Source organism: Rhizobium sp. MHM7A (genome assembly GCF_005862215.1).
GTDB classification, from domain to species: domain Bacteria; phylum Pseudomonadota; class Alphaproteobacteria; order Rhizobiales; family Rhizobiaceae; genus Rhizobium; species Rhizobium bangladeshense.
Map to the genome: position 1 here is coordinate 215,309 of NZ_VCHT01000005.1, position 23,342 is coordinate 238,650.

Consider the following 23,342-nt stretch of genomic DNA (forward strand, 5'->3'; position numbering starts at 1 on the left):
CAAGGGAACCATGATGACCAAGCTTTCGTTTGCGCCTTCGCGTTTCGTCAGGCGGCTTTCCCTCGCTGCCGCGCTTTCGGCCGGTCTGGTGATGACGGTCATGACGCCGGCGGAAGCGGCGAAGACCACCCTCACCCTCGGCATGAGCGTCGAGCCGGCCGGCCTCGATCCGACGATCGCGGCCCCGGTCGCGATCGGCCAGGTCACCTGGCAGAATGTGTTCGAGGGGCTGGTGACGATCGACCAGGCCGGCAAGGTCCAGCCGCAGCTGGCGAAAAGCTGGGAGATCTCTCCCGATGGCCTGACATATACGTTCAAGCTGCAGACCGGCGTCAAATTCCACGACGGCGAGGCCTTCGATGCCGCGAGCGCCAAGTTTTCGCTCGACCGCGCCCGCGGGGCGGATTCGGTCAATCCGCAGAAGCGCTTCTTCGCCTCGATCGCCTCGATCGAGACGCCGGATGCCGAAACGCTGGTGCTGCATCTATCGGCGCCTACCGGCAGCCTGATCTACTGGCTCGGGTGGCCGGCCTCAGTGATGGTCGCGCCGAAGACGGCCGCCGAGGACAAGGTGACTCCGATCGGTACCGGTCCTTTCAAGTTCGCCAGTTGGACGAAGGGCGACAGGGTCGAACTTATCAGGAATAGCGACTACTGGAACAAGGATGCGGCTGCCAAGCTCGACAAGGTGACCTTCCGCTTCATCGCCGATCCGCAAGCGCAGGCGGCCGCGCTGAAATCCGGCGATCTCGATGCCTTTCCCGAATTTGCAGCCCCCGAGCTGATGACTTCCTTCGTCGGCGATGGGCGGCTCATCACCGAGATCGGCAATACCGAACTCAAGGTCGTTGCCGGCATGAACAATGCCAGGAAGCCCTTCGACGACAAGCGCGTGCGCCAGGCGCTTATGATGGCGATCGACCGCCAGACCGTGATCGACGGGGCGTGGTCCGGCCTCGGCACGCCAATCGGCAGCCACTACACTCCGAACGATGCGGGCTATAAGGACATGACAGGCGTCCTGCCCTACGATGTCGAAAAGGCGAAGGCGCTGCTTTCCGCAGCCGGCTACCCAAACGGCTTCACCTTCACAATCAAATCGCCGCAGATGGCATATGCGCCGCGCAGCGCCCAGGTGATGCAGGCGATGTTTGCGGAAATCGGCGTGACGATGAACATCGAACCGACGGAGTTTCCGGCGAAATGGGTGCAGGACATCATGAAGGATCGAAACTTCGACATGACGATCGTTGCCCATGCCGAACCGCTCGACATCGACATCTACGCACGCGATCCCTATTATTTCAATTACAGAAATCCGGCCTTCGACGCGCTGATGAAGGAGGTCCAGGAGACGACCGATCCCGACGCGCAAAATGCGGTCTACGGCGAAGCGCAACAGATCCTCGCCGAGGACGTACCGGCGCTCTACCTCTTCGTCATGCCGAAACTCGGCGTCTGGGACAAAAAGCTGAAGGGGCTGTGGGAGAACGAGCCGATTCCGTCGAATGTGCTGTCGGGGGTTTATTGGGAGGAGTGAGCAAGCGGTGGAATTAATGGGCGCGGCGTGGGCTGGGAAAGAGCGAGATGAATTTCGTCTATGTAGTACACAGCCCTCTCCATCCTTCACCAAGTCAGCTCTGCTTGGACCGTAGTTGTTTGGTTCCCCTGGAAGATGCCATTCCTGACGCGGGCGCCGACTCTTTAAACGGATTCCTCCGTCCGCCTCCGTCGTGCTCGGCCTTGAGCCGAGCATCCACACCGCTCCCATCAACAGTAGTGGCATTGATCCTCGGCTCAACGCCGAGGATGACGGAGCGTGGGGTTGGTTTTCCAACCAAACTCACCGACTCATGGCGGAGCCGCCGCGCCACACCGAAAGCGTGGCACGCATGATCGCGCTTGTCCTTCGCCGCTTCCTCGGCCTCCTGTTCACGCTTCTCATCGTCTCGCTGTTGATCTTTGCCGTTATGGATCTCCTACCAGGCGACCCCGCCTCGATCATGCTCGGCACCTCGACAAGCCTGGAAACCCTGTCGGCATTGCGTCACGAGCTTGGCCTCGACCAGCCGCTCATCCTGCGTTACGGACGATGGCTGGCCGGCGTCATGTCGGGCAATCTCGGCCAATCCTACACCTATGGCGTTCCCGTTGCGGGGCTGATCGCTGAGCGGCTGTCAGTGACCCTGCCGCTGGCGCTGATGGCGATCATGCTGTCGGTGGCGATTGCCCTGCCGCTCGGCGTGCTGGCCGCTTCGCGGCGCGGCAGTATCTTCGCCGTCATCGCAACGCTCTTCTCGCAGATCAGCATCGCCTTGCCCGCCTTCTGGGTGGCGCTGCTCTTGATCATTCTGTTTTCGACGATGCTCGGACTGATGCCGGCGGGCGGCTTTCCCGGATGGAACGAGGGGTTTCTGCCGGCATTGCAGGCGCTTGTCATGCCGGCCGTGGCGCTGGCGATGCCGCAGGCGGGGGTGCTGACGCGCGTCGCACGTTCGGCCGTGCTTGAGACGATGCATGAGGATTTTGCCCGCACCGCGATGGCCAAGGGCCTGTCAAGCAGTGCGGTGCTGTGGCGGCATATCGTGCCGAACGCGCTGATCCCGATCCTTACAATGATCGGGCTGCAGTTCACCTTTCTCGTCGCTGGCGCGGTGCTGGTGGAGAACGTCTTCAACCTGCCCGGTCTCGGGCGGCTCGCCCTTCAGGCGCTCTCCCAGCGCGACATCATCGTGATGCAGGATGTCGTGCTGTTCTTCGCGGCTCTCGTTATTGTCATGAACTTCATCGTCGATCTCTCCTATCTGGCGATCGACCCCAGGATGAGAAAGGCTGTCTGAAGCGTGTCCCAGATCGTGCCCTTCGCCATCGCCGGCCGCCGAAGAGCTGCTGTATTTAGCCGGCGAATGAATCTCATCGCGGGCGCCGTCATCATCGGCCTGCTGGTGACGGTGGCGCTGCTGTCGCTCGTCTGGACGCCTTTACCACCGGCGAAGATGCAGATCATCCATAAACTACAGCCGCCGCTTGCCTTCGGTCTGCTTGGAACGGATCAGTTCGGGCGCGACGTGCTGTCGATGCTGATGGTGGGATGCTGGAACTCACTCTCGGTCGCCATCACCGCGGTTGCGATCGGCGGGACGCTCGGCTCGATCGCCGGCGTCTCCGCAGCAGCGATCCGCGGTCCATCCGAAGCGCTGCTGATGCGCATCTGCGACGTCATCTTCGCCCTGCCGCCGATCCTGTCGGCCATGATGCTCGGCGCCTTTCTTGGGCCGGGGCGGTTCACCGCGATCACAGCGATCGCCGTGTTCATGATTCCGGTCTTTGCCCGAGTGACGCTGGCAACCTCGCTGCAGGCTTGGAGCCGCGATTATGTGACGGCGGCGCGCGCGATCGGCAATACGCGCCTGACCATCTCGCTGCGCCATGTGCTGCCGAATATCATCAGCCAGATCATCGTGCATGGGACAATCCAGCTTGGACTGGCGATCCTGACGGAAGCGGGTCTGAGTTTTCTGGGGCTAGGCTTGGCGCCTCCGGCACCGACATGGGGCCGAATGCTTGCCGATGCGCAGACCTATCTGGCGCTAGCCCCCTGGCTTGCCGTCCTGCCCGGCCTTGCCATCGCGCTTGCCGTCCTCGGCTTCAACATGCTCGGTGACGGCTTGCGAGACCTTCTTGATCCACGCGAGGCGAGCCGCTGATGCCCTTCCGAAACGAAATGCCAATGGCCCAAATCGACCTTCCCATCCGCGAACTCAGACGACGTTTCGCCGATAAGAGCCTCTCGCCGCTCGAATACTGGCTCGCCCTCGAAGACCATATCGCCGCCTGGGAGCCGCAGATCTCCGCCCTCTATCTCTACGACCCGGAGGCGGCGCGTGCGCAGGCGAAAGCTTCCACGGAGCGCTGGGCGACGGAACAAACGCTCGGCGCGCTCGACGGCATCCCGGTCACGCTGAAAGAACTGATCGCGACGAAAGGCCAGCCGGTGCCGTTCGGCACCAGGGCGGTGGAACTGAAGCCAGCGGAGGCCGACGCGCCGGCTGCCGCGCGGCTGCGCGAGGACGGCGCGGTGATCTTCGCCAAGACCACCTGCCCCGATTACGGCATGCTCTCCTCCGGCCTGTCGAGCTTTCATCCCCTCAGTCGCAATCCCTGGGACGTGACTCAGAACCCCGGCGGATCGAGCGCGGGCGCCGCGGCGGCGGCAGCGGCCGGTTACGGGCCTTTGCATATCGGCACGGATATCGGCGGCTCGGTGCGGCTCCCCGCCGGCTGGACCGGTATCTTCGGCTTCAAGCCGAGCCACGGACGCATTCCAGCCGATCCCTATTATGTCGGGCGATGTCTCGGCCCGATGACCCGCACCGTCGAAGACGCAGCTTTTTCGATGGCGACGCTGTCACGGCCCGATTGGCGCGACGGCACGAGCCTGCCGCCGAACGATTTCGACTGGATGGACCTCGATATCGACGTGTCGGGCATGAAAATCGGCCTGATGCTCGACGCCGGCTGCGGGCTTGCGGTAGACGACGAGATCCGAGGCGCCATCGAAGCGGCGGCAAAATGTTTCGAGCGCGCCGGCGCGACCATCATCTCCGTTCAACCGGTGCTGACACGCGAGATGCTTGACGGGCTCGACGCGTTCTGGCGCGCCCGCCTCTGGAGCGATATTGCAGGCATGGATGAAGAGCGGCGTGAAAGCATCCTGCCTTACATCGGCGACTGGGCGAGGACAGGCGCCGAGATAAGTGGGGTCGCTGCAGTCCGCGGCTTCAACCAGACGATCGAAATGCGCAGGAGCTGCGGACAGTTGTTCACCACGGTCGACGCCCTGCTTTCGCCGACCAACCCGATCATCTCCTATCCGGCCGAATGGGCATCGCCGACCAACGATCCGACAAGGCCGTTCGAACACATCGCTTTCACCGTGCCGTGGAACATGTCGGAGCAGCCGGCTGCCTCAATCAATTGCGGCTTCTCCCGGTCGGGCATGCCGATCGGGCTGCAGATCGTCGGGCCGCGCTTCGACGACATGCGGGTGCTCAGACTGTCGAAAGCCTTCGAGGATTGGACCGGCGGCGTGAGCGCCTGGCCACAGCGGCCGATCACTTAGAGCCTTTCCGCGTTAGATTGAAGCATTCTGCCGGAGCAGGTTTTCGTCAGGGCAAAGGCGATTGGCGAAGGGCATACCCCAGGTACGTTCGAGCCGATCGCCTTTGATCCTGACGGAAACAAGCCCCGCCCACCGGCCGCAACGCTTCGCCGAGGCGAAGCGACAAGTGCGTCCGGTGATTCTGGGGTCTTGCAGATTTGCCAGGCAAATCTGCGGGAGGTTGGCTGAAACGGGCCGGCTGATCGACCGGCCGACTCCGGTTCAGCCCACAGAATGATCAAGCTAACCCGGAAAGGTTCTAAACGGGCGGCGATAGCCGGTCGGTCGTTCGTACAGCACGCCGATGCGCTCGACGGCCGCCTCGAAATTTTCACGCGCCACCGTCATGCTGTGGCCGTTGGCGTGGAGAATGGTTTGGGGATCTTCAAAGATAGCGACATGGCCCTTCCAGAATACGAGGTCGCCGCGGCGGATTTCGGAGCGGTCGATCGGTTCGCCGAGGCCGGAGGCCTGCATATCGGTATCGCGCGGCGCCTGTCTGCCCGTCATCAGCATCGCCAGTTGGATAAGGCCGGAGCAATCAATGCCGAGGCCGGAGCGGCCGCCCCAGAGATAGGGTGTCTCCAGGAAACGGGCGGCGATGCCGACATAATCGTCACCGTCGAGAGCGCCGATCGGCTGGACGTGTCTGGCGAAGATCGCCGTGCCGTCCGCCAGTACGACGTAGTGATTGCCGCGCGCTTCCGCATCGCCAGCGACATGAATGCGGCTTCCCATCGACAGGATAGCCCGGTGCGGTTTGCGCAGTTCCGGCTCCGGATAGAGGAAGGTGCGCTGTACGGTGACGATGTGGGTCGGCTCTGGCCCTCCTTGCGTGAGCGCCTCTGCCTCGAGATAGCCGACATAGCCGTCCGAGACGGCTTTCACCCAACACCAATCGTCGGCGCGATCATAAACGGTCACCTCCTCACCGAGGAGCAGTTCGGTATCGATGCCGCGTGCAAGCTCCGGTTCAGGCCGCAGAGCGACGACGGGAAGGGCAACGCGCGCCGGAGCGCCTTCCACGAAGCGAGACGCCTGCACCTTGCCCTCGAGCCCCGCTTCGGCGAGATCCGGCCTATAGGCATGCAGGCGGCGGTCGAGCATCGTCATTGTGTTCCTTTCAGATCGGCAGCCGGCGGCCCTGATCCCGGACAAGATCGCCGAGCTTCTCCAGGTAAAGCGCGCCACCGACTGTGCGTTTGATGATCACATTGCGCCGGTCTGCATCATCGCGCACGCGATCCACCAAGCCCATCTCACCCATCGTATCCAAGGCGCGGGTGATAACCGGCTTTGTGACGTTGAGCGTGGCGGCAAGCCCGCGCACCGTGTGGGGCGGCGGAACCAAGTAAATATGCAGCAGGATTGCCATCTGGCGCAATGTCAAATCGCGGTCGTCATGGCGAACCTGATCGAGCGCCACGCCATGCCAGAGCCCCAGCGCCTGCGAGGCGGTCAGTTCGATCGGCACGGCCCCTCCGGAAAATCGTTACGCTAGCGTTTCATTTTCCGGCAGTTGTGATGGACATGCAAGGGGTGGCAGGAACTGCCGCCCGGCAGGGTGAATAAAATTTTAACGATCGGCATGAGGCGCCCTTGGTGAAGCGGGCCCGCCCTGTTTGCATCCGTCAGCGCAGGCTCCCACGGATATGGTGAAAAAGCGCGCGGATCGCCTGTGCTTCGCCGCCACCCGGTGAATGCGGTCGTTCTGACGGAGCCCAGCCGTAAATGTCGAAATGCACCCAGCTTTTGGCCTTGCTGACGAAACGCTTGAGAAAAAGTGCGGCGGTGATCGACCCCGCCATGCCGCCGGCCGGCGCGTTGGTGAGGTCGGCAAATTTGGTGCGGATATCCTTTTCATAGCCGGCATAGAGCGGCAGGCGCCAGATTGGATCGTCGGTTTCCAGGCTCGCTTCGGTCAGCTCATGCGCCAGATTGGCGTCATCGGTAAAGAAGGGCGGAAGATCCGGACCGAGGGCAACGCGGGCAGCGCCTGTCAGCGTCGCCATGTCGATCAAGAGTTCAGGCTCCTCCTCGTCGGCATAGGCAAGCGCATCGGCCAGGATTAGGCGGCCTTCGGCGTCGGTATTGTCGATCTGGACGGTCAGGCCTTTGCGGCTGCGGTAGATGTCGCCGGGGCGGAAGGCATTAGAGGAGATCGCGTTTTCGACGACCGGGACGATGACGCGCAGATCGACCTTCAGCTTGGCGTCCATGATCATCAGGGCCAGCCCCATGACATTCGCCGCACCACCCATGTCCTTCTTCATCAGCAGCATCGATGCGGCAGGCTTGATATCGAGACCCCCGGTGTCGAAGCATACGCCCTTGCCGACGAGGGTCACCTTGCGATGGCCCTTTTTGCCCCAGCGCAGTTCGAGGAGACGCGGCGCGTCGGCGCTGGCGCGACCGACGGTATGGACGAGCGGGAAATTCTGCTTGAGCAGTTCGTCGCCCGTGATCACCGATATCTCCGCCTTGTAATGTCCGGCTAAGGCGCGGAAAGCGGCCTCAAGCTGGTCCGGCCCCATATCGTTCGTCGGCGTATTGATGAGGTCGCGGGCAAGAAAAACACCGGCCAGCTGACGCTTGATATCGGCGCCGTCGGCATCGCGGGGGATCATCAAGGTCGCTCTCGGCGATTTTTCCGATTTGTAGCGATCGAACCGGTAGCTGCCGAGTCCGAAACCGAGGGCCAGGCGATTTGCCGTCAGCGGCGCGGTCTCGATGTGCCATTCGCCGGCGGGCAGCGCGCGGGCCAGCCTGCCGGTGATGTAAGGCTGTTCGGACGGATTGGTGCCGAGGCCGTAAAGCGCGCCGCCGAGATGACCTTCGGCCGTCGGAATCAGCAACAGCGAGCCGCTTTCGGCCTTGTAGCCAGCCTTGCGAGCCCAATCGAGGGCGATCGGGTCGATCGTGCCGGTCTCGATATGGGCAGGCGTGACAGCAAAGATAGGCAGCGTGGAACCACCCTTCGTGTTGAAGGGAGTCGGTCTTTCGATGAACTGATAGGGGGCCATGATTGTCCTTCGGCAGTCGCCAGGAATCGTTCCTTAACGGTCTGTTAGGGTTAACAGACTATTGCTGGAGCGAAGATTGCGTCAAACCTTTCCCTGTTCCGCTTCGAGGTCAGGCGCCGATTTCGGAATCAGGAACGCATCATGCCTGCCTCGCTCACCGCCATATCGATAAATCGTATCCTGCAGGGCGCTGCGGCATCGCTGCTCGTCCTTGCGCTTGCCGGCTGCTCGACGACGCCCAAGGACCGGATGACGACAGGTTCGGTGCCAAAACTTGCCAAGCCGGTGGAACAGATGGATGCGACCGAGCTGCGCTCGGCGACGGACCGGGTCGGCGAAGCCTACGAAAAGAACCCGCGCGATCCCGTCAACGGCGTCAACTATGCCAACCTGCTGCGCATGAGCGGCCGCGACGCCCAGGCGCTCGCCGTCATGCAGCAGGTGGCGATCGCCAATCCGGGCGACCGCAATGTATTGGCAGCCTATGGCAAGGCGCAGGCGGCGGCCGGACAGTTCCAGCAGGCGCTCGACACGATCGGCAGAGCCCAGACACCGGATCGTCCCGACTGGAGGCTGATCTCGGCCGAAGGCGCGATCCTCGACCAGATGGGCCGGGCCAGTGAGGCCCGGCAGCGCTACCGCAGCGCGCTCGACATCCAGCCGAACGAACCTTCCATCCTTTCCAACCTCGGCATGTCCTACGTGCTGACCGGCGATCTGCGCACGGCCGAAACCTATCTGCGCTCTGCGGCAGGCCAGCCGGCCGCCGACAGTCGCGTTCGGCAGAACCTTGCCCTCGTTGTCGGGCTGCAAGGGCGTTTTGCGGAAGCGGAACAGATCGCGCGGCGGGAACTTTCGCCACAGCAGGCGGATGCCAACGTCGCCTACCTCAGGGGCATGCTCTCACAGCAGAATTCCTGGCAGAAGCTCGCTGCCAAGGACAAGACGCCGGGCGCAGCGGACGGCAGCAACACCAACTGACCCCGTCGTTTGCCGGATGATCACGCCTTCTCCGGCTGATCTACCTGACGCTCAGGCCCGAAAGAATGAGCCGCAGACCAAGGCCGCCCATCACCGCACTTGCGGTCCGGTCGATCCAGCCCTTGGCATGGAGATAGAGCCGCCGCGGGTGGCGGGCCGAAAAGGCGAGCGCCACGATCGCATACCACCCCGCCTCCACTGCGAAAACACCGACCGGCAACGCGACGAGGAGATCGAGCGGCACCGTCCTCGGCAGAAGCGCCGCAAAAAGGCTCGCATAGACGATGATGGTTTTCGGGTTGCTGAGCTGCGTCAGCAATGCGGTCATGAAGCTGCGCATGGGCGCACGATGGCCATTGACGGCATCGGAAAGCTCGATCGGCTTTGCGGCGCCTCTCCAGATATTGACAGCGATGTAGAGGAGATAAGCCCCGCCCGCCACCTTGAGCAGCACATAGAGCCATTCGAACTGCGACAGCAACGCCGTCAGACCGGCGAGCGCCAGCCCGGCGAAAACGACGCCGCCGGCGCCCATGCCGAATGCGGCCGCAAGTCCATCCAGCCGTGAACGCGAGATGGCGATCCTGGAGACGACGACGAAGCTCGGACCGGGGCTCATCGCGCCGACGGCCAAGGCTGCCATGATGCTGATGAAAATGCCTGTAGAAGACATCGGAATCTCTCTTTCTGTGGGACGAGCGCCGAGAAAACCGCATCCGCGCCGGCCGATCATCGTTCGTCCCGTTTAGCAGTTATGCCGGTGCCGGTCACGCGCGCTGATCGCAAATCGCCTTCTGCTAAAAAGCGGCATCCGGTTTCGGTACGTTCCGTCAGAACTTGTCTGCCACCTGGATGCCGGCCGGACCGAGGATGACGGCGATAAGCACCGGCAGGAAGAACACGATCATCGGCACCGTCAGTTTCGGCGGCAGGGCGGCCGCCTTCTTTTCCGCTTCGTTCATGCGTTCGTCGCGCCCTTCCTGGGCGAGGACGCGCAGCGCCTGTGCTACCGGCGTGCCGTAGCGATCAGCCTGGATCAGCGCCTGGGCCACCGAACGCACGAGCTCGAGCTGCGTGCGCGCGGCGAGATTTTCGAGCGCCACGCGACGATCGGGCAGAAAGGACAGTTCGGCCGTCGTCAGCACCATCTCTTCGGCAAGCGGCGGCGACTGCTCGCCGAGTTCTTCGGAGACGCGACGCATCGCGGCCTCAATAGAGATGCCGGATTCGACGCAGATCAGCATCAGGTCAAGCGCATCCGGCCAGGCACGCTTAATCGAGTGCTGGCGCTTTCCCATGCGGTTCGAGATATAGATGTTCGGCGCATAGAAGCCGAGATAGCCGACGCCGATGACGGCGAGGAGGCGGATGGGCATACCCCGTTCGGCGAGATTGCCGAGGCCGAAGACCCAGAAAGCGGCGAGCGCCAGGAAAAAGAACGGCAGCAGGAAACGCGCGACGAGGAAGGTATTCAGCGCATTTTCCGAGCGGAAACCGGCGGCGCGCAGCTTGTTGACCGTATTGTCGTCTACGAGCGCCTTACGCAGGTTGAAACGCTCGACGATCTGGCGAACCGAGCGGTTGTTCTGGCTCCTGAGCGAAGCCTTGCCGGCGCCGGGTTCGCTGTTCATGCGGGCGCGTTCGCGGGCGCGGATCTGCTCGCGCTCGGTCGAAACGGCCTTCATGCGCTTGTCGAGATCGCCACGTTCGAAGAAGGGGATGGCAATCGTATAAAAGGTGGCGAAGACGGCGATCGCGACGAGGAGCGCAATCAGCATGCCCGGATTGGTCAGGGTTGCGGCGAGCTCCTGCGACATGGTGCCTCCTCCGGCTAGATATCAAAACTGATCATTTTGCGCATGAAGAAGATGCCGATCGACATCCAGACCGCCGAGAAACCCATGATGAAATGGCCACGCGGATCGGTGAAAAGGATCATCATGTAGTTCGGCGACGTGAGGTAGACGAGGGCCGCGACGATGAAGGGCAGAGCGCCGATGATGGCGGCCGAGGCCTTGGCTTCCATTGAGAGCGCCGAAACCTTAGCCTTCATCTTCCTGCGCTCGCGCAGCACCTTTGACAGGTTGCCGATCGCTTCGGAGAGGTTGCCGCCGGCCTGCGACTGGATGGCGATGACGATCGCAAAGAAATTGACCTCCTGAAGCGGCATATGAAGCGTCATGCGGGCGCAGGCTTCGGGAATGCTGAGGCCCACCTGCTGGGCCTCGATGACGCGCCGAAACTCGCTCTTGACCGGCTCGGTGCCTTCGGTTGCGATTAGGCGGATCGCATCGTTGAGCGGCAAGCCCGATTTGATGGAGCGGGTGATGACGTCAAGCGCATTGGGAAGCTCGTTGAGAAACCTGTTCTGGCGGCGCTTGATCAGGAAACCGATGACCCAACGCGGCAGCCCGAGTCCGGCCACGAAAGCGATCCCGATCATGACCATCCACGACGCGCCGATGATGAAGGACGTCAGCAGCAGTACCGAAGCGAAAATGGCGCTGAAGAGATAGAATTGCGTCAGCGTGACCCCCAGGCCGGCCTGCACCAGTCGCGATTTCATCGACAGGGTCTTCTTGGTCTTTTCGTTCTGGCGCTTCTCCAGATCCCTCAGGTTGTCCTGCACCGATTTGCGCCGCTTCGACATCTCCTGCACCCGGTCGCGGGCAGCCTTGACCTTGGCGCGGTCGACCTCTGCCGATTTGACACGGTTGATGCGGCTTGCCGATTTCTTGTCGGCCTCGATCCGGGAAAACAACAAGGCATAGGCGACCGCCGCGGCGGACACAGCGGCGAGGATGACGATTGCCAGGACTACCGGATCGAATCCGAACATCACCCTATTCCTTCGATTTCGCTTCCATCGCGTCGAGGGCGGCGGCCAGGCGCTTTTCCTCGTTGAAATAGCGAGCCCGATCCCAAAAATGCGGCTTGCCGACACCGGTCGACATGTGCCGGCCGATCAGTCGGCCGCCCGCATCCTCGCCCTCGATCTCATAGCGCATCAGATCCTGGGTGATGATGACGTCGCCTTCCATGCCGATCACCTCGGTGATCTGGGTGATGCGACGCGAGCCGTCGCGCAGGCGCGCCGCCTGGATGATGACGTCGACCGAGGTGGAGATGATCTCGCGGACCGTCTTTGCCGGCAGCGAGAAGCCGCCCATGGCGATCATCGATTCGATACGGCTCAGGCATTCGCGCGGTGTGTTGGCGTGGATCGTGCCCATCGAGCCGTCGTGACCGGTGTTCATAGCCTGCAGCAGATCGAAAACCTCAGATCCGCGCACTTCGCCGACGATGATGCGTTCCGGACGCATGCGCAGGCAGTTCTTGACGAGATCGCGCATGGTGATCTCGCCCTCGCCTTCGATGTTTGGTGGACGCGTTTCGAGACGAACGACATGCGGCTGCTGCAGCTGCAGTTCGGCCGTGTCCTCGCAGGTAATAACGCGCTCGTCCCGGTCGATGTAATTGGTGAGGCAGTTCAGGAGGGTCGTTTTGCCCGAGCCGGTGCCCCCCGAGATGATGACGTTGCAGCGCACGCGCCCGATGATCTGCAGCACGGTTGCGCCTTCCGGCGTGATCGCGCCGAAACGCACGAGCTGATCGAGCGTCAGCTTGTCCTTCTTGAACTTGCGGATGGTGAGCGCCGGCCCGTCGATCGACAGCGGCGGCGCGATGACGTTGACGCGCGAGCCATCGGGCAGGCGCGCGTCGCAGATCGGGCTCGACTCATCGACGCGGCGGCCGACTTGGCTGACGATGCGCTGGCAGATGGAGAGAAGCTGCGCATTGTCGCGAAAACGGATTTCCGACTCGATCGTCTTGCCGCCGACTTCGATGAAGGTCTGGCCGGCGCCGTTGACCATGATGTCGGCGATGTCGTCGCGCGCCAGCAAGGGCTCCAGCGGACCGTAGCCCAGAACGTCATTGCAGATATCCTCGAGCAGTTCTTCCTGCTCGGAGATCGACATCGCAAAGTTTTTGATGGTGATGATGTCATTGACGATGTCGCGGATTTCCTCGCGCGCGCTTTCACTGTCAAGCTTGGAAAGCTGCGAGAGATCGATCGTGTCGATCAGCGCGGAAAAGACCTGCTGCTTGGTATCGTAATATTCGTCGGTGCGAACCGGCCGCTTGCGCTGCGGCGCATCCATCGGTGGCGGCGTCACCTGCTGACGCTGGGACTCCCGCGCAGGTTCGACCAAAATGGAGGGAGAGGAAGCCATGGGCGAGGCGGCGGCCGGGGCCGGCGGCGGAGGAGCGATCGCGCCTCCCGCCTTTCCGAAACCTTCGTTTCCGCGTTTTCCAAACATGCCGCTTAATCCAATCTCTTCGGTCTAACCGTCTATTTACGCTTCAGGAGGCCGAGCAGGCCGCCCTTCTTCGCCTTCTTGATGGCGACCCGCCCGGTGACGATGTGCGATATCTGCGAAAAGGTTTCGGCCGTCGGCGACTTCGGATCGACTTCCGATATCATCCGACCGCTATTGGCGGCGTTGCCGAACAGGTTGATGTCAAAGGGAACGATCGCGATCGGATCGGTCTCCAACGGCTCACAGAAATCCGACGGTGATATCTCCGGCCGTTTCGGCATGCCGACCTGATTGAGGATGAGATGCGGCGGCTTGTCATTCGGCCGCATCTTGCGCAGCGCGTCCAGCATGTTTTTGGTGTTGCGCAGGTTGGCAAGGTCGGGAACCGCCGTGATGACGACTTCATCGACGCTCGCCAGCACCGAGCGCGTCCATTCCGACCATGCATGCGGAACGTCAAGCACGGTGACAGGCGCACTGCGCTGCAGGACGTCGAGCACCGGCTGGAAGGCCTGGGCGTCGAAATCATAGGCGCGATCGAGCAGCGAGGGTGCTGCAAGCAGGGAAAGGTGCTCGGAGCATTTCGTCAGCAGGCGGTCGAGGAAGACCTCGTCGAGCCGATCGGGCGCAAAGACCGCTTCGGCGATGCCCTGGGCCGGATCCTGATCGAAGTCGATGTTCGCCGTGCCATAGGGCAGGTCGAGATCGGCGAGAATCGTCTCGGTGGAGAAGAGGTTGGAAATGCCGAAAGCGCAATTATGCGCGATTGTCGAAGCGCCGGTGCCGCCTTTCGAGCCGATGAAGGCGATGCTGCGCCCGAGCGGCTCGGCTTCCGGATCGACGAAGATCGAGCCCATTGCCGTCAGAATATCGGGCATGGCGACCGGCTGCACCATATATTCGGAAATGCCGTTGCGGATGAGTTCACGATAGAGCCCGATATCATTGTAATTGCCGACGATCACGACCTTCGTCGTCGGATCGCAGACGGCGGCGAGGGGCGCGAGTTCGCCAAGCAGGCTCCCGGAATTGGCTTTGGTCTCGAGAATGATCAGGTTCGGCGTCGGTGCACCGGCAAACATGTTGGCAGCAGCCGCTATGCCGCCGCTGGTGATGCGCATGCTGACCTTCGCCATACGCCGGTCATTGGCGCAGCGTTCCATGACATGCTGCAGCGCTTCGCTCTCACAGAAAGCGTGAACGGAAATGCGCGGCAGTGGCCGCATATTTTCCAAATCCGCCATGCGCACCGCCTCCTCGGCGTGGCGAAGCTCGCTCGGATTTCTGATGTCGTATTCGATCGCGCTCATCGTCCCGTTCCGTCTCAGAATCCGCTGCTGCCGCTGTCTTCGATCGTCGTCGTCGTCGTCCGGTATTCCTGGATGGCGTTGTTGCGCCGCTGCGCGTCGATTGGGGTCATGCCGCGGGGCGCCACCAGGTCTTCCGGATTGGCGATCTGGGCGGCAAGGTTGTTTTGCGAGGCGCAGCCGAAATTATAATAGTTCTGGTTGGCGAAATCGTTCGAGATATCCTTCGGCCACTGGCCGCATTGCGTGGTGACCGCGGTCGTACCGGTAAAGCTCAGCCGGATCGGCGCGGCATCGCCGGCACCGGCGGCGGCATAGGACGTATTTATGATCTTCGAGCTTGCGATCCCTCTTGTCGCCAGCTCGACTCGCACCTGATTGCGCAGCTGATAGGCGGCCGCGGAATTGGGCGAACCTTCCGGCGACAGGACGTAAACCGGGCCCGAGGCGCGTGAAATATAGTTTGCGGCAAAGCCGCGGATGAGATCGCGCTGGGCGATGGTCAGGCGGCGATCGGTCGAGGCGACTGGTATATCCACCGTCTGCTCGGCCTCCGTCACGATGATCGGATGGCGGGCGCGGTAGTCGTCGGGTATCCCGCCTGTCGTCAGCTGGTCATGCGGACCGGCGCATCCGGAAAGGATCGCTAGCGACATGATGGCCGTGGTAAAAAGGGCCCTGGAGTTACCGAGGCGGGGTTTCGTCGCATCCATATGGGCCATCGCCTGATCCCTGTTCTGTGCCATTGCTGCCGGTCGTGCCCCGCTCATTTGTAGATGAACCCGATCGAGCCGTGGAACTGCGCGTCGGCGACGGGCGCCTCGCGGCGGCCGTAGACCTTGTTCACACGGTTGAGGAAAAAGGTTGCACCGTCATTCTCAGGGCTGAAATTGTCATCCGGCCGGTTGAGCTGGTTACGCGCCACCGGGCGCACCAGATAGGGTGTAGCGATGATGACAAGTTCGGTTTCCTGACGTTCGAAACCCTTCTGGCGGAAGAGCGTGCCGAGCAGCGGGATCTTGGAGACGCCAGGTGTGCCGCCCATCGTCTGGGAGACATTGTCTCGGATGAGGCCGGCCAGAGCGATCGAGCCGCCCGAAGGCAGCTCAACCGAGGTCTCCGCCGAACGGCGCTGATAGGTGGCGTTGCCGCTGCCGGCCACCGGCTCCGAGACGTTCGTCTTGATTTCAAGAGCAATGCGTCCAGACGACAGCACGACCGGCTTGAAAGCAAGATTGATACCGTAGTTGAAAGGAACGACGGTGACGTTGCCGTCATTGTCGGTCGTCGAATACAGTTGCTGGCCACCGGAATTGAAGGTCGCCGCCTGGCCTGATATCGCCGTCAACGTCGGCTCGGCGAGGGTCCTGACAACCTTGGCCTGCTCCAGTGCGTTCAAATAGGTGGAAATGTCGTATTTGCCGATCGAGCTCTTGAAGAGAGCCGCGAGGCCGCCACCGACGGTTGCCGTTGCGCCGTCGGCGTTGGGACTGCCGAGCTGGGCGACCGTCATGCCGGAGGAGTTGGAGACGAGGTTGTCGAAACCGAGCTGCTTCAGGACCTCGCGGCGAACCTCGGCGATCGTCACCTTGAGGGTGACCTGGTCCTCACCCTGGATCTGCAGGAGGTTGACGACCTGCGAGGTCTGGCGGCCTTCGGCGAAGAGCGCAACCGAACTGTCGCCACCCGTGCCGGAAGCCGTCTCGGTTCTCGTCGTCGCTTCTCCGCCCTTCAGAAAGACCTGCGCCAGATCAGCCGCCTGCGTGGCATCCTGCGGCGTCCGCACAGTGCCGGTCAGCACGATATTATCGGAGACGATTTCGACTTTGATGTTGGAGTCGGAAATGAAGCGGCGGAGATTGGTTTCGAGGCCGGAGACGTCGCGTTCGATCTCGATGTCGAGATTGACGATCTCCTGCCCACCGGCGCCGAAGACAAAGATATTCGTCTGGCCGACCTTCTTGCCGAACAGGTAGATGCGCCGCGAAGTGCGGGTAACGGCATCGGCCATTGTCGGGTCGGAGACGAGGATATCATGGGCATCCTCCGGCAGATCAACGACGACCGCTTTGTTGAGCCCGAGCTTCAGCCGGCGATGGGCGTCGGGACCGGTCTGCGAGATGCGGACAAGGTTTTCAGCGGCGCGCGCCTTATTCACAGTGAAAAGCGGACCGAAAGAGGCTGGCACCATGCCGGTAGCGCCGATCGCCAACGAAAGACAGCCTGTCAGGAGAAGCTTGGCGCGCCGCGTTGAATTGCCCATTTGCACGTCCCCTTACTCCGCCTTCGGCGCTGCGCCGGCATCCGTCACGATGGAGCCTGACTTGATGACCTGAATGATCGCGCTGCCGTTGTCGCCGCTCAGCAGATAGTCTGCCGCACTGGTATCCTGCTCCTGCGCATCGGCGACCGAGCGCAGCGCGAGCGACAGCCGGTCCGCCATCTGCTGGGCGACGGCGAGAACTTTCGTCTGGTCTGGGGTCAGCTCGAGTGTCGCGGTCGTGCCGACCACGGCCTTGGAGCCATCATCCTTTTCCTGGATCTGCTGGTCGATGGCGAGGACGCGGACATTGCTCAGTACGGTTTCGGTGATGAGCTTGTTGGCTTCGGTGCCCTTGCGCACCATGATGACGTCGACCCTATCGTTCGGCAGGATGAAACCGCCAGCGCCTGTTGCGACCGAGATTTCGGTCGCCACCGCGCGCTTGCCGGCCGGCAAAAGCGACGAGAGAATGCGGCTGTTGGAGTCGGCAACCTTTTCGGAGCGGATCGGCTCGCCTTCGAAGATCGGCAGACGCACGACGGCGCCCTGCAGCTCCTTGATAGCATCCGGCTTGTCGGCTTCGGTGATAAAGCCTTGCACGACGCCGTCCTTCGGCCAGGCCATCCAACGCACCGACTCGTCGCCCAGTCTTGCGCCGACCGGCAGATTGCTGCTCGAGACCAGGATATTGACTGTCGGTTCTTTCTCGATAACCGACTGGACCTCGGTGACGACGCCACCGTTGCCGGCCATACGCATTGCCAGGAGCCCGGCGAGGCCGGCTGCCACCACGGCGACAGCTAGAACTATAAGGCGGGCCGGTTTCATAAATCATTCCTCAAGGCACGATATGTACGCCCCGCAGAATGCTCAGCAATTGGTATAATTATGGTTAATGGAATGCTTACATTTTAAGTTAATGGGCATTTAAAATGCCGTTATTTCAAGCTTTCCAGCGCAGTAATGAAGAGCGGCGAGGACGGGAAGGCCATGAAGCCGCCGATCGCGATGGCGATGCCGTAGGGAATCTTCTTGGCAAGCAGCAAAGAATTGGGCACCGGTAGGCCGATCGCAAGGATGGTATTCGACTGTGCCCTCACCAGCAAGATGAGCAGGGTGATGAGGCCGCCGGCAATGGCAACATCGGTCATCAGGAAAAGCAGGGATTCGTTCAGGCCGAACCAGAGTGCGGTCGCAGTCAACAACTTTGCGTCTCCGCCGCCCATTACATTGAAGGCAAACAGAGCGAAGCCTGCGGTAAAGACGATGGCGCCGGCGGCAAGATGCATGCCAATCGCCGGCAGGCCAAGACCGGACAGCGGCGCGACAACGAAGAAGGAGGCGATGAGGATCAGCGAAACGCGGTTCGGGATCGTCATAGTGAACAGATCCGAGAACGCCGCCGTGGCGAGGCAGAATGGAAAAACCAGAAGGAGTGCGGTTACGATCATCTTTTCACCTGCCCCAAGTCCTTGTCCGCCCCGAGTTTTATCTGCCCAAGACAAGCAGGCTCACGGCGGTTCGCTCGTGAGCCTGACCTTACTAAACCAGAGCCGCGCTCCAGTAATCATTATTAGTTCACAGCGTCGTCCAGCTTGCCACCCAGTGTCACGAACGTAGAGTTCAGCTTGTTGCCAAGCGTAGTAGCACCGGCCACGAGGGCTACGGAAATGAGCGCGGCGATCAGGCCGTATTCGATTGCGGTCGCGCCGGATTCGTCCTTCAGAAAACGGCTAAAAAGCTTGGTCATGGGTACTCCTAACTCCAGTTGATGTTCAGCACGTCCGCCAACTGTTGCCGTTGATCGGATGACCATAATCTAATGAATGGGCGTTTCCATCGGCTTAAGAAAAAGAGTTAACAGCTCGTGAAACCGGCCAGAGGCTCGCACAGGGTGAGCTTTACCTTATTCATTTCACTCAATATTTAATGATATTCAGAGGTTAACAGCGGGTTTTATCTGGAAATAGTACAGGCGCCGCATCAAGCCGCAACATACACCGGCCGAAGCCAGTGCCAAATCGGATCATCCTGCCTCACTGCGAAACAGCACGCGTGCTTAAGGCTTCATTCACCATTTTTTTCCATCCTATGCGCCTATTGCGCTGTGATCGTGAAAGAGGACCAAATGTCATCGAGCGGCAAAACAATTCTCTTTGCCGGCATGATCGCCGTTTCGGGGATTTCGGGAGTTTCCTCGGCCGCAGACGATGACATGCTGCGCGTCTATATGGATCACGCGCGTGTCCTGAAGCTCGACCGCCCCGTCAGCAAGGTCATCATCGGCAACGCCCAGGTCGCCGACGCGACCGTCGCCGATTCCAAGACGATCGTGTTGACAGGCCGCAGCTTCGGCACCACCAATCTCGTCCTTCTGGACGCCGACGGCAACGCAATCCTGGACGAGCGCATCCTTGTATCGATAGACGAGGGCAATACGGTACGCGTCTACCGGCAGACCGAGCGCTCGGTGCTGTCCTGCACACCCAATTGTGAGCAGCATGCGCAGCAAGCGGCCGGTGGCACAACGTCACCCTGATCGCCCCGGCTCCGATCTTCTGCCATTCGTTAAAATCATCGTATCGGTCTGAAACGGAAAATCAACGAACGGACCCTAGTGTGGCAGGCTTAGATGTCGCTCGGGTCCAGGCAATGACGGTAGTTGATCAGAAGACGGATGAGGAGCGCGCTTTCGCGCCGTACCGTTTCTCCCGCTTTCGCGCTGTCGCCCGCTCGCGCGACGGCGCAGCGGCGATCGAATTTGCCTTGCTCGCGATCCCCTACTTCGTCGTGATCTTCGCTATCCTCGAAACCTTCATCGCCTTCGCCGCCGAAGAACTCGTCTCCAATGCCGTCGATACGATGAGCCGCCGGATGCGCACCGGGCAGATCACCTATAATCTCGGCCGCACGACCGATATGAGCCAGACGCAATTCCGCCAGGCATTTTGCAGCGAGATATCGATCCTGCTCAAGTGCTCGACAAGCGAAGCCGCCACGCCGAGCAAGCTTTACGTGGATGTGCAGACGTTCAGCTCCTTTTCGGCCATTCCGACGACGATCCCCAGAGTTTCGAGCGACCGATATGCCGACATCAACACTGCAGCCTTCAAATATACACCTGGCGGCGCCGGCACGATCAACATGCTGCGCGCCTACTATCGATGGGAAATCATCACGGATCTGGTGCGGCCCTATATTACGACAATCCGTCCGTCCGATGGTTCGATGCCGACGCAATATCTGATTATCGCAACCTCGGCCTTCCAGAACGAGCAGTATCCATAATGGTGTTGCGCAACCCGTTCACCAGACTGGTACTGACGGCTCGTCGGCTGGCGCGAGAGCGCAAGGGCGCTGGAGCGATCGAATTCGCGATCCTTTTTCCCGTGCTCGTCATGCTCTATATCGGCGCTTTCGAGATCACGATCGGCCTCAGCGTCAGCAAGCGCGCGACACGCGCCGCTGGTTCGATCGCCGACCTCGTCACCCAGCAGCAATCCGTCACGAAGAGCGCGCTCGCGCAGATGTCGTCGGTCGCGACATCGATCTTCGTGCCTTACAAAACGACATCGCTCACCCTGAAAATCACCGGGATTACCATTGACGCCGGCGCCAATGCGAAAGTGCTCTGGTCCTGGGCGCAGGACGGTACGGTGCCTTATGCCAAGAGCGCGACGGTGAGCAATGTGCCAACGGATATGAAGACGGCCAACAGCTTCCTCGTCCGGACCGAACTCAGCATCCCCTATACGATGTTCCTGTTCGCGCCGGACTTCATGCCGGACGGGATGCGCACGATCACTATTAGCCGCAGTTACTTCTACCGCCAACGGCAAGGCGACTCGATCCCCTGCGGCGACTGCTGACACCCTTCCCATCTCGAATTTGCCAAGGCAGGCGCGGCATTATATGCGTGGGCTTCAGCCTCCGGGTTCCGGAGGTCCGCGATCGGTCCTTTCGGGGGTAAAATGGCGCGCGCCTTTCTTTTCGTTCTCGATTCTTTCGGCGTCGGCGGGGCGCCGGATGCGGCGGCCTATGGCGATGAGGGCGCCAATACGCTCGGCCATATCGCCGAATTCTGCGCGGCCGGAGCCGGAGATCGTGCCGGGCTGCGCAGTGGGCCGCTTTCCTTGCCCAACATGTCGGAACTCGGGCTTCTGCACATCGCCCGTGCCGCCTGCGGCCAGTTTCCCGCCGGCGTGCCCCTGCCCGAAAAAGTCTACGGTATTTATGGTGCTGCCAGCGAAATCTCCCGCGGCAAGGATACGCCGTCCGGTCATTGGGAGATCGCGGGGACCCCCGTCAGTATCGATTGGGGATATTTTCCGACGGAAGGCGACGCCTTTCCCCCGGGGCTTATCGAGGCATTATGCCGTGAGGGTGACATCCCCGGCATTCTCGGAAATTGCCACGCCTCAGGAACCGACATCATCGCCAGGTTCGGCGAGGAACATATCCGCACCGGCAAGCCGATCTGCTACACCTCTTCGGACTCAGTCTTCCAGGTCGCGGCGCACGAGGTGCATTTCGGCCTGGATCGGCTGCTCGCCTTCTGCCGCACAGCCCGAGCCCTTCTCGATTCCTACAATATCGGCCGTGTCATCGCCCGACCCTTCATCGGCCACTCGGCCTCCACCTTCCAGCGCACCGGTAATCGGCGCGACTTTTCCGTGCTGCCGCCGGAGCCGACGCTGCTCGACCGCCTCGTTGAGCACCGCCGGCATGTGCATGCCGTGGGTAAGATCGGCGACATCTTCGCCCACCAAGGCATTTCCAGGCTGATCAAGGCCAACGGCAACGAGGCGCTGATGGATGCGTCGCTGTCGGCAATCGACGAGGCCGAGGACGGCGATCTGGTCTTCACCAATTTCGTCGATTTCGACATGATCTACGGCCATCGCCGCGACGTGCCCGGTTATGCGGCGGCGCTTGAGGCCTTCGATGCACGTCTACCTGAGGTTCACAAGAAGCTGAAACCTGGCGACCTCGTCGTGCTCACCGCCGACCATGGATGCGACCCCACCTGGCGCGGCACGGATCATACGCGTGAGCGCGTGCCGATCATCGCCTACGGCCCCGGCATCCGGTCGCGTTCCATCGGCGTTCGCCGCACCTATGCCGATATCGGCGAAAGCATTGCGCGCCATCTCGGCATCCCGGCTGGAGCGCATGGAAGGAGTTTTCTGTGACATCGCATTTAAAGAAGGTCGAGCTGCACTGCCATCTGGAGGGTGCGGCACCGCCTGCTTTGACCGCGGCGCAGGCGCGGAAATACGGCGTCGACATCAGCGGCGCGCTTCGCGAGGGCGCCTATGTCTGGCACGATTTCGCAAGTTTTCTGGAATGCTACGACAAGGTTTCCGAGGTCTACAGGACGGAGGAGGATTATGCGCTTCTGACCGAAACCTATCTCGAAGAACTTGCCGGCATCAATACGATCTACAGTGAGCTCATCGTGTCGCCCGATCACGGCAAGCGCATCGGGCTCGGTGCCGATGCCTATATATCAGGCGTCTGTGAGGGCATCCGGCGGGCCAAGGCCAAGAGCGGCATCGAGGCCCGGCTGATCGTCACCGGTGAACGGCATTTCGGTCCGGAGAGCGTGATCGGAGCGGCCGAATATGCGGCAAAGGCCGGCAACCCTTTGATAACAGGCTTCAATCTCGCCGGCGAGGAGCGCATGGGCCGCGTCGCCGATTATATCAGAGCCTTCGACATCGCCCGCGATGCCGGCCTGGGCTTGACCATCCATGCCGGCGAGGTCTGCGGCGCCTTCAGCGTTGCCGACGCGCTCGATGCCGTGCGTCCCGCACGCATCGGCCATGGCGTGCGCGCCATCGAGGATCTCGATCTGGTGAAGCGGCTTGCCGATCTCGGCACCGTGCTTGAAGTCTGTCCGGGCTCTAATATCGCACTCAGGGTCTTTCCCGATTTCGCCTCCCATCCACTGCGGCGGCTGAAGGAAGCCGGCGTGCGGGTGACGATCAACTCGGACGACCCACCGTTTTTCCATACGTCACTGAAGCGGGAATATGAACTTGCCGCCGATGCCTTCGGCTTCAGCGACACGGAGATCGACGCCATGAGTCGCACGGCGATCGAGGCAGCCTTCGTCGATGAAGAGACTCGCAAGGCACTGTTCGCCCGGCTTTGAAGATGAGTGTCTTTTTATGCATGCCGTTATCCCGGAACCGCTGCACACTTCCGGGCGACATGCATTGGGGAAGATCGGAGCAAATTTGCCACCGCTCTTGCGGTCGGGCCGATTTCCGTGAAAGAAAC

Annotated in this window: 23 protein-coding genes; 10 read left to right on the top strand and 13 right to left on the bottom strand. The window is 61.5% G+C overall.

The window, feature by feature from the left end:
• Positions 1–13 precede the first annotated feature (13 nt).
• The 4 genes from FFR93_RS19285 (at position 14) to FFR93_RS19300 (ending at position 5,122) form a co-directional block, all read left to right on the top strand.
• Positions 14–1,540 (top strand): ABC transporter substrate-binding protein, encoded by a 1,527-nt coding sequence (locus tag FFR93_RS19285; RefSeq protein ID WP_171049216.1) that lies wholly within the window; start codon positions 14–16, stop codon positions 1,538–1,540.
• A gap of 352 nt (positions 1,541–1,892) precedes the next feature.
• The gene (locus tag FFR93_RS19290) at positions 1,893–2,840 is read left to right on the top strand and encodes an ABC transporter permease (protein ID WP_138394390.1); all 948 of its coding nucleotides are present in this window, start codon (positions 1,893–1,895) and stop codon (positions 2,838–2,840) included.
• 66 nt (positions 2,841–2,906) lie between these two features.
• Positions 2,907–3,707, top strand: a complete 801-nt coding sequence (locus FFR93_RS19295) for an ABC transporter permease (protein ID WP_246661340.1) — start codon at positions 2,907–2,909, stop codon at positions 3,705–3,707.
• Positions 3,708–3,730: 23 nt separating this feature from the next.
• Positions 3,731–5,122, top strand: a complete 1,392-nt coding sequence (locus FFR93_RS19300; protein ID WP_138394392.1) for an amidase — start codon at positions 3,731–3,733, stop codon at positions 5,120–5,122.
• Between the two features lie 282 nt (positions 5,123–5,404).
• Here the strand turns inward: FFR93_RS19300 and FFR93_RS19305 are convergent, their stop codons facing one another.
• The 3 genes from FFR93_RS19305 to FFR93_RS19315 form a co-directional block, all read right to left on the bottom strand.
• Complete coding sequence (locus FFR93_RS19305; RefSeq protein WP_138394393.1) at positions 5,405–6,274, bottom strand: NlpC/P60 family protein; 870 nt, start codon at positions 6,272–6,274, stop codon at positions 5,405–5,407.
• A 10-nt stretch (positions 6,275–6,284) separates the two neighbouring features.
• Positions 6,285–6,635: a MarR family winged helix-turn-helix transcriptional regulator gene (locus FFR93_RS19310; RefSeq protein ID WP_011423607.1), complete on the bottom strand. Its 351-nt coding sequence runs from the start codon at positions 6,633–6,635 to the stop codon at positions 6,285–6,287.
• A gap of 157 nt (positions 6,636–6,792) precedes the next feature.
• A complete protein-coding gene (locus FFR93_RS19315; protein WP_138394394.1) occupies positions 6,793–8,184 on the bottom strand; it encodes a M17 family metallopeptidase in 1,392 nt (463 codons plus the stop codon).
• Positions 8,185–8,325: 141 nt separating this feature from the next.
• On the opposite strand from FFR93_RS19315, the gene FFR93_RS19320 reads away from it, so the two are divergent.
• Positions 8,326–9,165 (top strand): tetratricopeptide repeat protein, encoded by an 840-nt coding sequence (locus FFR93_RS19320; RefSeq protein WP_064707628.1) that lies wholly within the window; start codon positions 8,326–8,328, stop codon positions 9,163–9,165.
• Between the two features lie 40 nt (positions 9,166–9,205).
• Here the strand turns inward: FFR93_RS19320 and FFR93_RS19325 are convergent, their stop codons facing one another.
• The 10 genes from FFR93_RS19325 to FFR93_RS19370 all read right to left on the bottom strand — a co-directional run bounded on the left by FFR93_RS19325 (position 9,206) and on the right by FFR93_RS19370 (position 18,807).
• Entirely contained in the window at positions 9,206–9,838 is a 633-nt protein-coding gene (locus FFR93_RS19325) for a LysE family translocator (RefSeq protein ID WP_064707627.1), read from the bottom strand.
• A gap of 157 nt (positions 9,839–9,995) precedes the next feature.
• The gene (locus FFR93_RS19330; protein WP_064707626.1) at positions 9,996–10,982 is read right to left on the bottom strand and encodes a type II secretion system F family protein; all 987 of its coding nucleotides are present in this window, start codon (positions 10,980–10,982) and stop codon (positions 9,996–9,998) included.
• 14 nt (positions 10,983–10,996) lie between these two features.
• The gene (locus FFR93_RS19335) at positions 10,997–12,004 is read right to left on the bottom strand and encodes a type II secretion system F family protein (RefSeq protein ID WP_064707625.1); all 1,008 of its coding nucleotides are present in this window, start codon (positions 12,002–12,004) and stop codon (positions 10,997–10,999) included.
• Positions 12,005–12,008: 4 nt separating this feature from the next.
• Positions 12,009–13,487: a CpaF family protein gene (locus FFR93_RS19340; RefSeq protein WP_138394395.1), complete on the bottom strand. Its 1,479-nt coding sequence runs from the start codon at positions 13,485–13,487 to the stop codon at positions 12,009–12,011.
• Between the two features lie 32 nt (positions 13,488–13,519).
• The gene (locus tag FFR93_RS19345; RefSeq protein WP_138394396.1) at positions 13,520–14,797 is read right to left on the bottom strand and encodes a CpaE family protein; all 1,278 of its coding nucleotides are present in this window, start codon (positions 14,795–14,797) and stop codon (positions 13,520–13,522) included.
• A 14-nt stretch (positions 14,798–14,811) separates the two neighbouring features.
• Positions 14,812–15,564 carry a CpaD family pilus assembly protein gene (locus FFR93_RS19350; protein WP_138394397.1) on the bottom strand — a complete coding sequence of 251 codons (753 nt, stop codon included), beginning with the start codon at positions 15,562–15,564 and terminating at the stop codon, positions 14,812–14,814.
• Positions 15,561–17,057: a type II and III secretion system protein family protein gene (locus tag FFR93_RS19355; RefSeq protein WP_138394398.1), complete on the bottom strand. Its 1,497-nt coding sequence runs from the start codon at positions 17,055–17,057 to the stop codon at positions 15,561–15,563. Before FFR93_RS19355 ends, FFR93_RS19350 begins: the two co-directional genes overlap by 4 nt.
• Positions 17,058–17,069: 12 nt before the next feature.
• Complete coding sequence (cpaB, locus tag FFR93_RS19360) at positions 17,070–17,885, bottom strand: Flp pilus assembly protein CpaB (protein ID WP_138394399.1); 816 nt, start codon at positions 17,883–17,885, stop codon at positions 17,070–17,072.
• 110 nt (positions 17,886–17,995) lie between these two features.
• A complete protein-coding gene (locus tag FFR93_RS19365) occupies positions 17,996–18,508 on the bottom strand; it encodes a prepilin peptidase (protein WP_138394400.1) in 513 nt (170 codons plus the stop codon).
• 122 nt (positions 18,509–18,630) lie between these two features.
• Complete coding sequence (locus tag FFR93_RS19370; RefSeq protein WP_037100569.1) at positions 18,631–18,807, bottom strand: Flp family type IVb pilin; 177 nt, start codon at positions 18,805–18,807, stop codon at positions 18,631–18,633.
• A 378-nt stretch (positions 18,808–19,185) separates the two neighbouring features.
• Between FFR93_RS19370 and FFR93_RS19375 the strand changes: the two genes are divergently transcribed.
• The 5 genes from FFR93_RS19375 to FFR93_RS19395 all read left to right on the top strand — a co-directional run bounded on the left by FFR93_RS19375 (position 19,186) and on the right by FFR93_RS19395 (position 23,214).
• Positions 19,186–19,596: a pilus assembly protein N-terminal domain-containing protein gene (locus FFR93_RS19375; protein WP_138394401.1), complete on the top strand. Its 411-nt coding sequence runs from the start codon at positions 19,186–19,188 to the stop codon at positions 19,594–19,596.
• Between the two features lie 113 nt (positions 19,597–19,709).
• Complete coding sequence (locus FFR93_RS19380; RefSeq protein WP_064707617.1) at positions 19,710–20,345, top strand: TadE/TadG family type IV pilus assembly protein; 636 nt, start codon at positions 19,710–19,712, stop codon at positions 20,343–20,345.
• Positions 20,345–20,926 carry a TadE/TadG family type IV pilus assembly protein gene (locus tag FFR93_RS19385; protein WP_138394402.1) on the top strand — a complete coding sequence of 194 codons (582 nt, stop codon included), beginning with the start codon at positions 20,345–20,347 and terminating at the stop codon, positions 20,924–20,926. Before FFR93_RS19380 ends, FFR93_RS19385 begins: the two co-directional genes overlap by 1 nt.
• Positions 20,927–21,028: 102 nt before the next feature.
• Positions 21,029–22,249: a phosphopentomutase gene (locus tag FFR93_RS19390; protein ID WP_138394403.1), complete on the top strand. Its 1,221-nt coding sequence runs from the start codon at positions 21,029–21,031 to the stop codon at positions 22,247–22,249.
• Positions 22,246–23,214 carry an adenosine deaminase gene (locus tag FFR93_RS19395; protein WP_138394404.1) on the top strand — a complete coding sequence of 323 codons (969 nt, stop codon included), beginning with the start codon at positions 22,246–22,248 and terminating at the stop codon, positions 23,212–23,214. The genes FFR93_RS19390 and FFR93_RS19395 overlap by 4 nt, the downstream gene beginning before the upstream one ends.
• The last annotated feature ends 128 nt before the right edge of the window (positions 23,215–23,342 follow it).

What these genes read in the sequence shown, in the direction of transcription:
- cpaB (WP_138394399.1), bottom strand. Translation starts at nt 17,885, where the DNA reads ATGAAACCGGCCCGCCTTATAGTTCTAGCTGTCGCCGTGGTGGCAGCC.
- FFR93_RS19315 (WP_138394394.1), bottom strand. Translation starts at nt 8,184, where the DNA reads ATGGCCCCCTATCAGTTCATCGAAAGACCGACTCCCTTCAACACGAAG.
- FFR93_RS19380 (WP_064707617.1), top strand. Translation starts at nt 19,710, where the DNA reads ATGACGGTAGTTGATCAGAAGACGGATGAGGAGCGCGCTTTCGCGCCG.
- FFR93_RS19370 (WP_037100569.1), bottom strand. Translation starts at nt 18,807, where the DNA reads ATGACCAAGCTTTTTAGCCGTTTTCTGAAGGACGAATCCGGCGCGACC.
- FFR93_RS19340 (WP_138394395.1), bottom strand. Translation starts at nt 13,487, where the DNA reads ATGTTTGGAAAACGCGGAAACGAAGGTTTCGGAAAGGCGGGAGGCGCG.
- FFR93_RS19375 (WP_138394401.1), top strand. Translation starts at nt 19,186, where the DNA reads ATGTCATCGAGCGGCAAAACAATTCTCTTTGCCGGCATGATCGCCGTT.
- FFR93_RS19335 (WP_064707625.1), bottom strand. Translation starts at nt 12,004, where the DNA reads ATGTTCGGATTCGATCCGGTAGTCCTGGCAATCGTCATCCTCGCCGCT.
- FFR93_RS19350 (WP_138394397.1), bottom strand. Translation starts at nt 15,564, where the DNA reads ATGAGCGGGGCACGACCGGCAGCAATGGCACAGAACAGGGATCAGGCG.
- FFR93_RS19305 (WP_138394393.1), bottom strand. Translation starts at nt 6,274, where the DNA reads ATGACGATGCTCGACCGCCGCCTGCATGCCTATAGGCCGGATCTCGCC.
- FFR93_RS19285 (WP_171049216.1), top strand. Translation starts at nt 14, where the DNA reads ATGACCAAGCTTTCGTTTGCGCCTTCGCGTTTCGTCAGGCGGCTTTCC.
- FFR93_RS19325 (WP_064707627.1), bottom strand. Translation starts at nt 9,838, where the DNA reads ATGTCTTCTACAGGCATTTTCATCAGCATCATGGCAGCCTTGGCCGTC.
- FFR93_RS19295 (WP_246661340.1), top strand. Translation starts at nt 2,907, where the DNA reads ATGAATCTCATCGCGGGCGCCGTCATCATCGGCCTGCTGGTGACGGTG.
- FFR93_RS19320 (WP_064707628.1), top strand. Translation starts at nt 8,326, where the DNA reads ATGCCTGCCTCGCTCACCGCCATATCGATAAATCGTATCCTGCAGGGC.
- FFR93_RS19330 (WP_064707626.1), bottom strand. Translation starts at nt 10,982, where the DNA reads ATGTCGCAGGAGCTCGCCGCAACCCTGACCAATCCGGGCATGCTGATT.
- FFR93_RS19290 (WP_138394390.1), top strand. Translation starts at nt 1,893, where the DNA reads ATGATCGCGCTTGTCCTTCGCCGCTTCCTCGGCCTCCTGTTCACGCTT.
- FFR93_RS19365 (WP_138394400.1), bottom strand. Translation starts at nt 18,508, where the DNA reads ATGATCGTAACCGCACTCCTTCTGGTTTTTCCATTCTGCCTCGCCACG.
- FFR93_RS19345 (WP_138394396.1), bottom strand. Translation starts at nt 14,797, where the DNA reads ATGAGCGCGATCGAATACGACATCAGAAATCCGAGCGAGCTTCGCCAC.
- FFR93_RS19390 (WP_138394403.1), top strand. Translation starts at nt 21,029, where the DNA reads ATGGCGCGCGCCTTTCTTTTCGTTCTCGATTCTTTCGGCGTCGGCGGG.
- FFR93_RS19355 (WP_138394398.1), bottom strand. Translation starts at nt 17,057, where the DNA reads ATGGGCAATTCAACGCGGCGCGCCAAGCTTCTCCTGACAGGCTGTCTT.
- FFR93_RS19300 (WP_138394392.1), top strand. Translation starts at nt 3,731, where the DNA reads ATGGCCCAAATCGACCTTCCCATCCGCGAACTCAGACGACGTTTCGCC.
- FFR93_RS19385 (WP_138394402.1), top strand. Translation starts at nt 20,345, where the DNA reads ATGGTGTTGCGCAACCCGTTCACCAGACTGGTACTGACGGCTCGTCGG.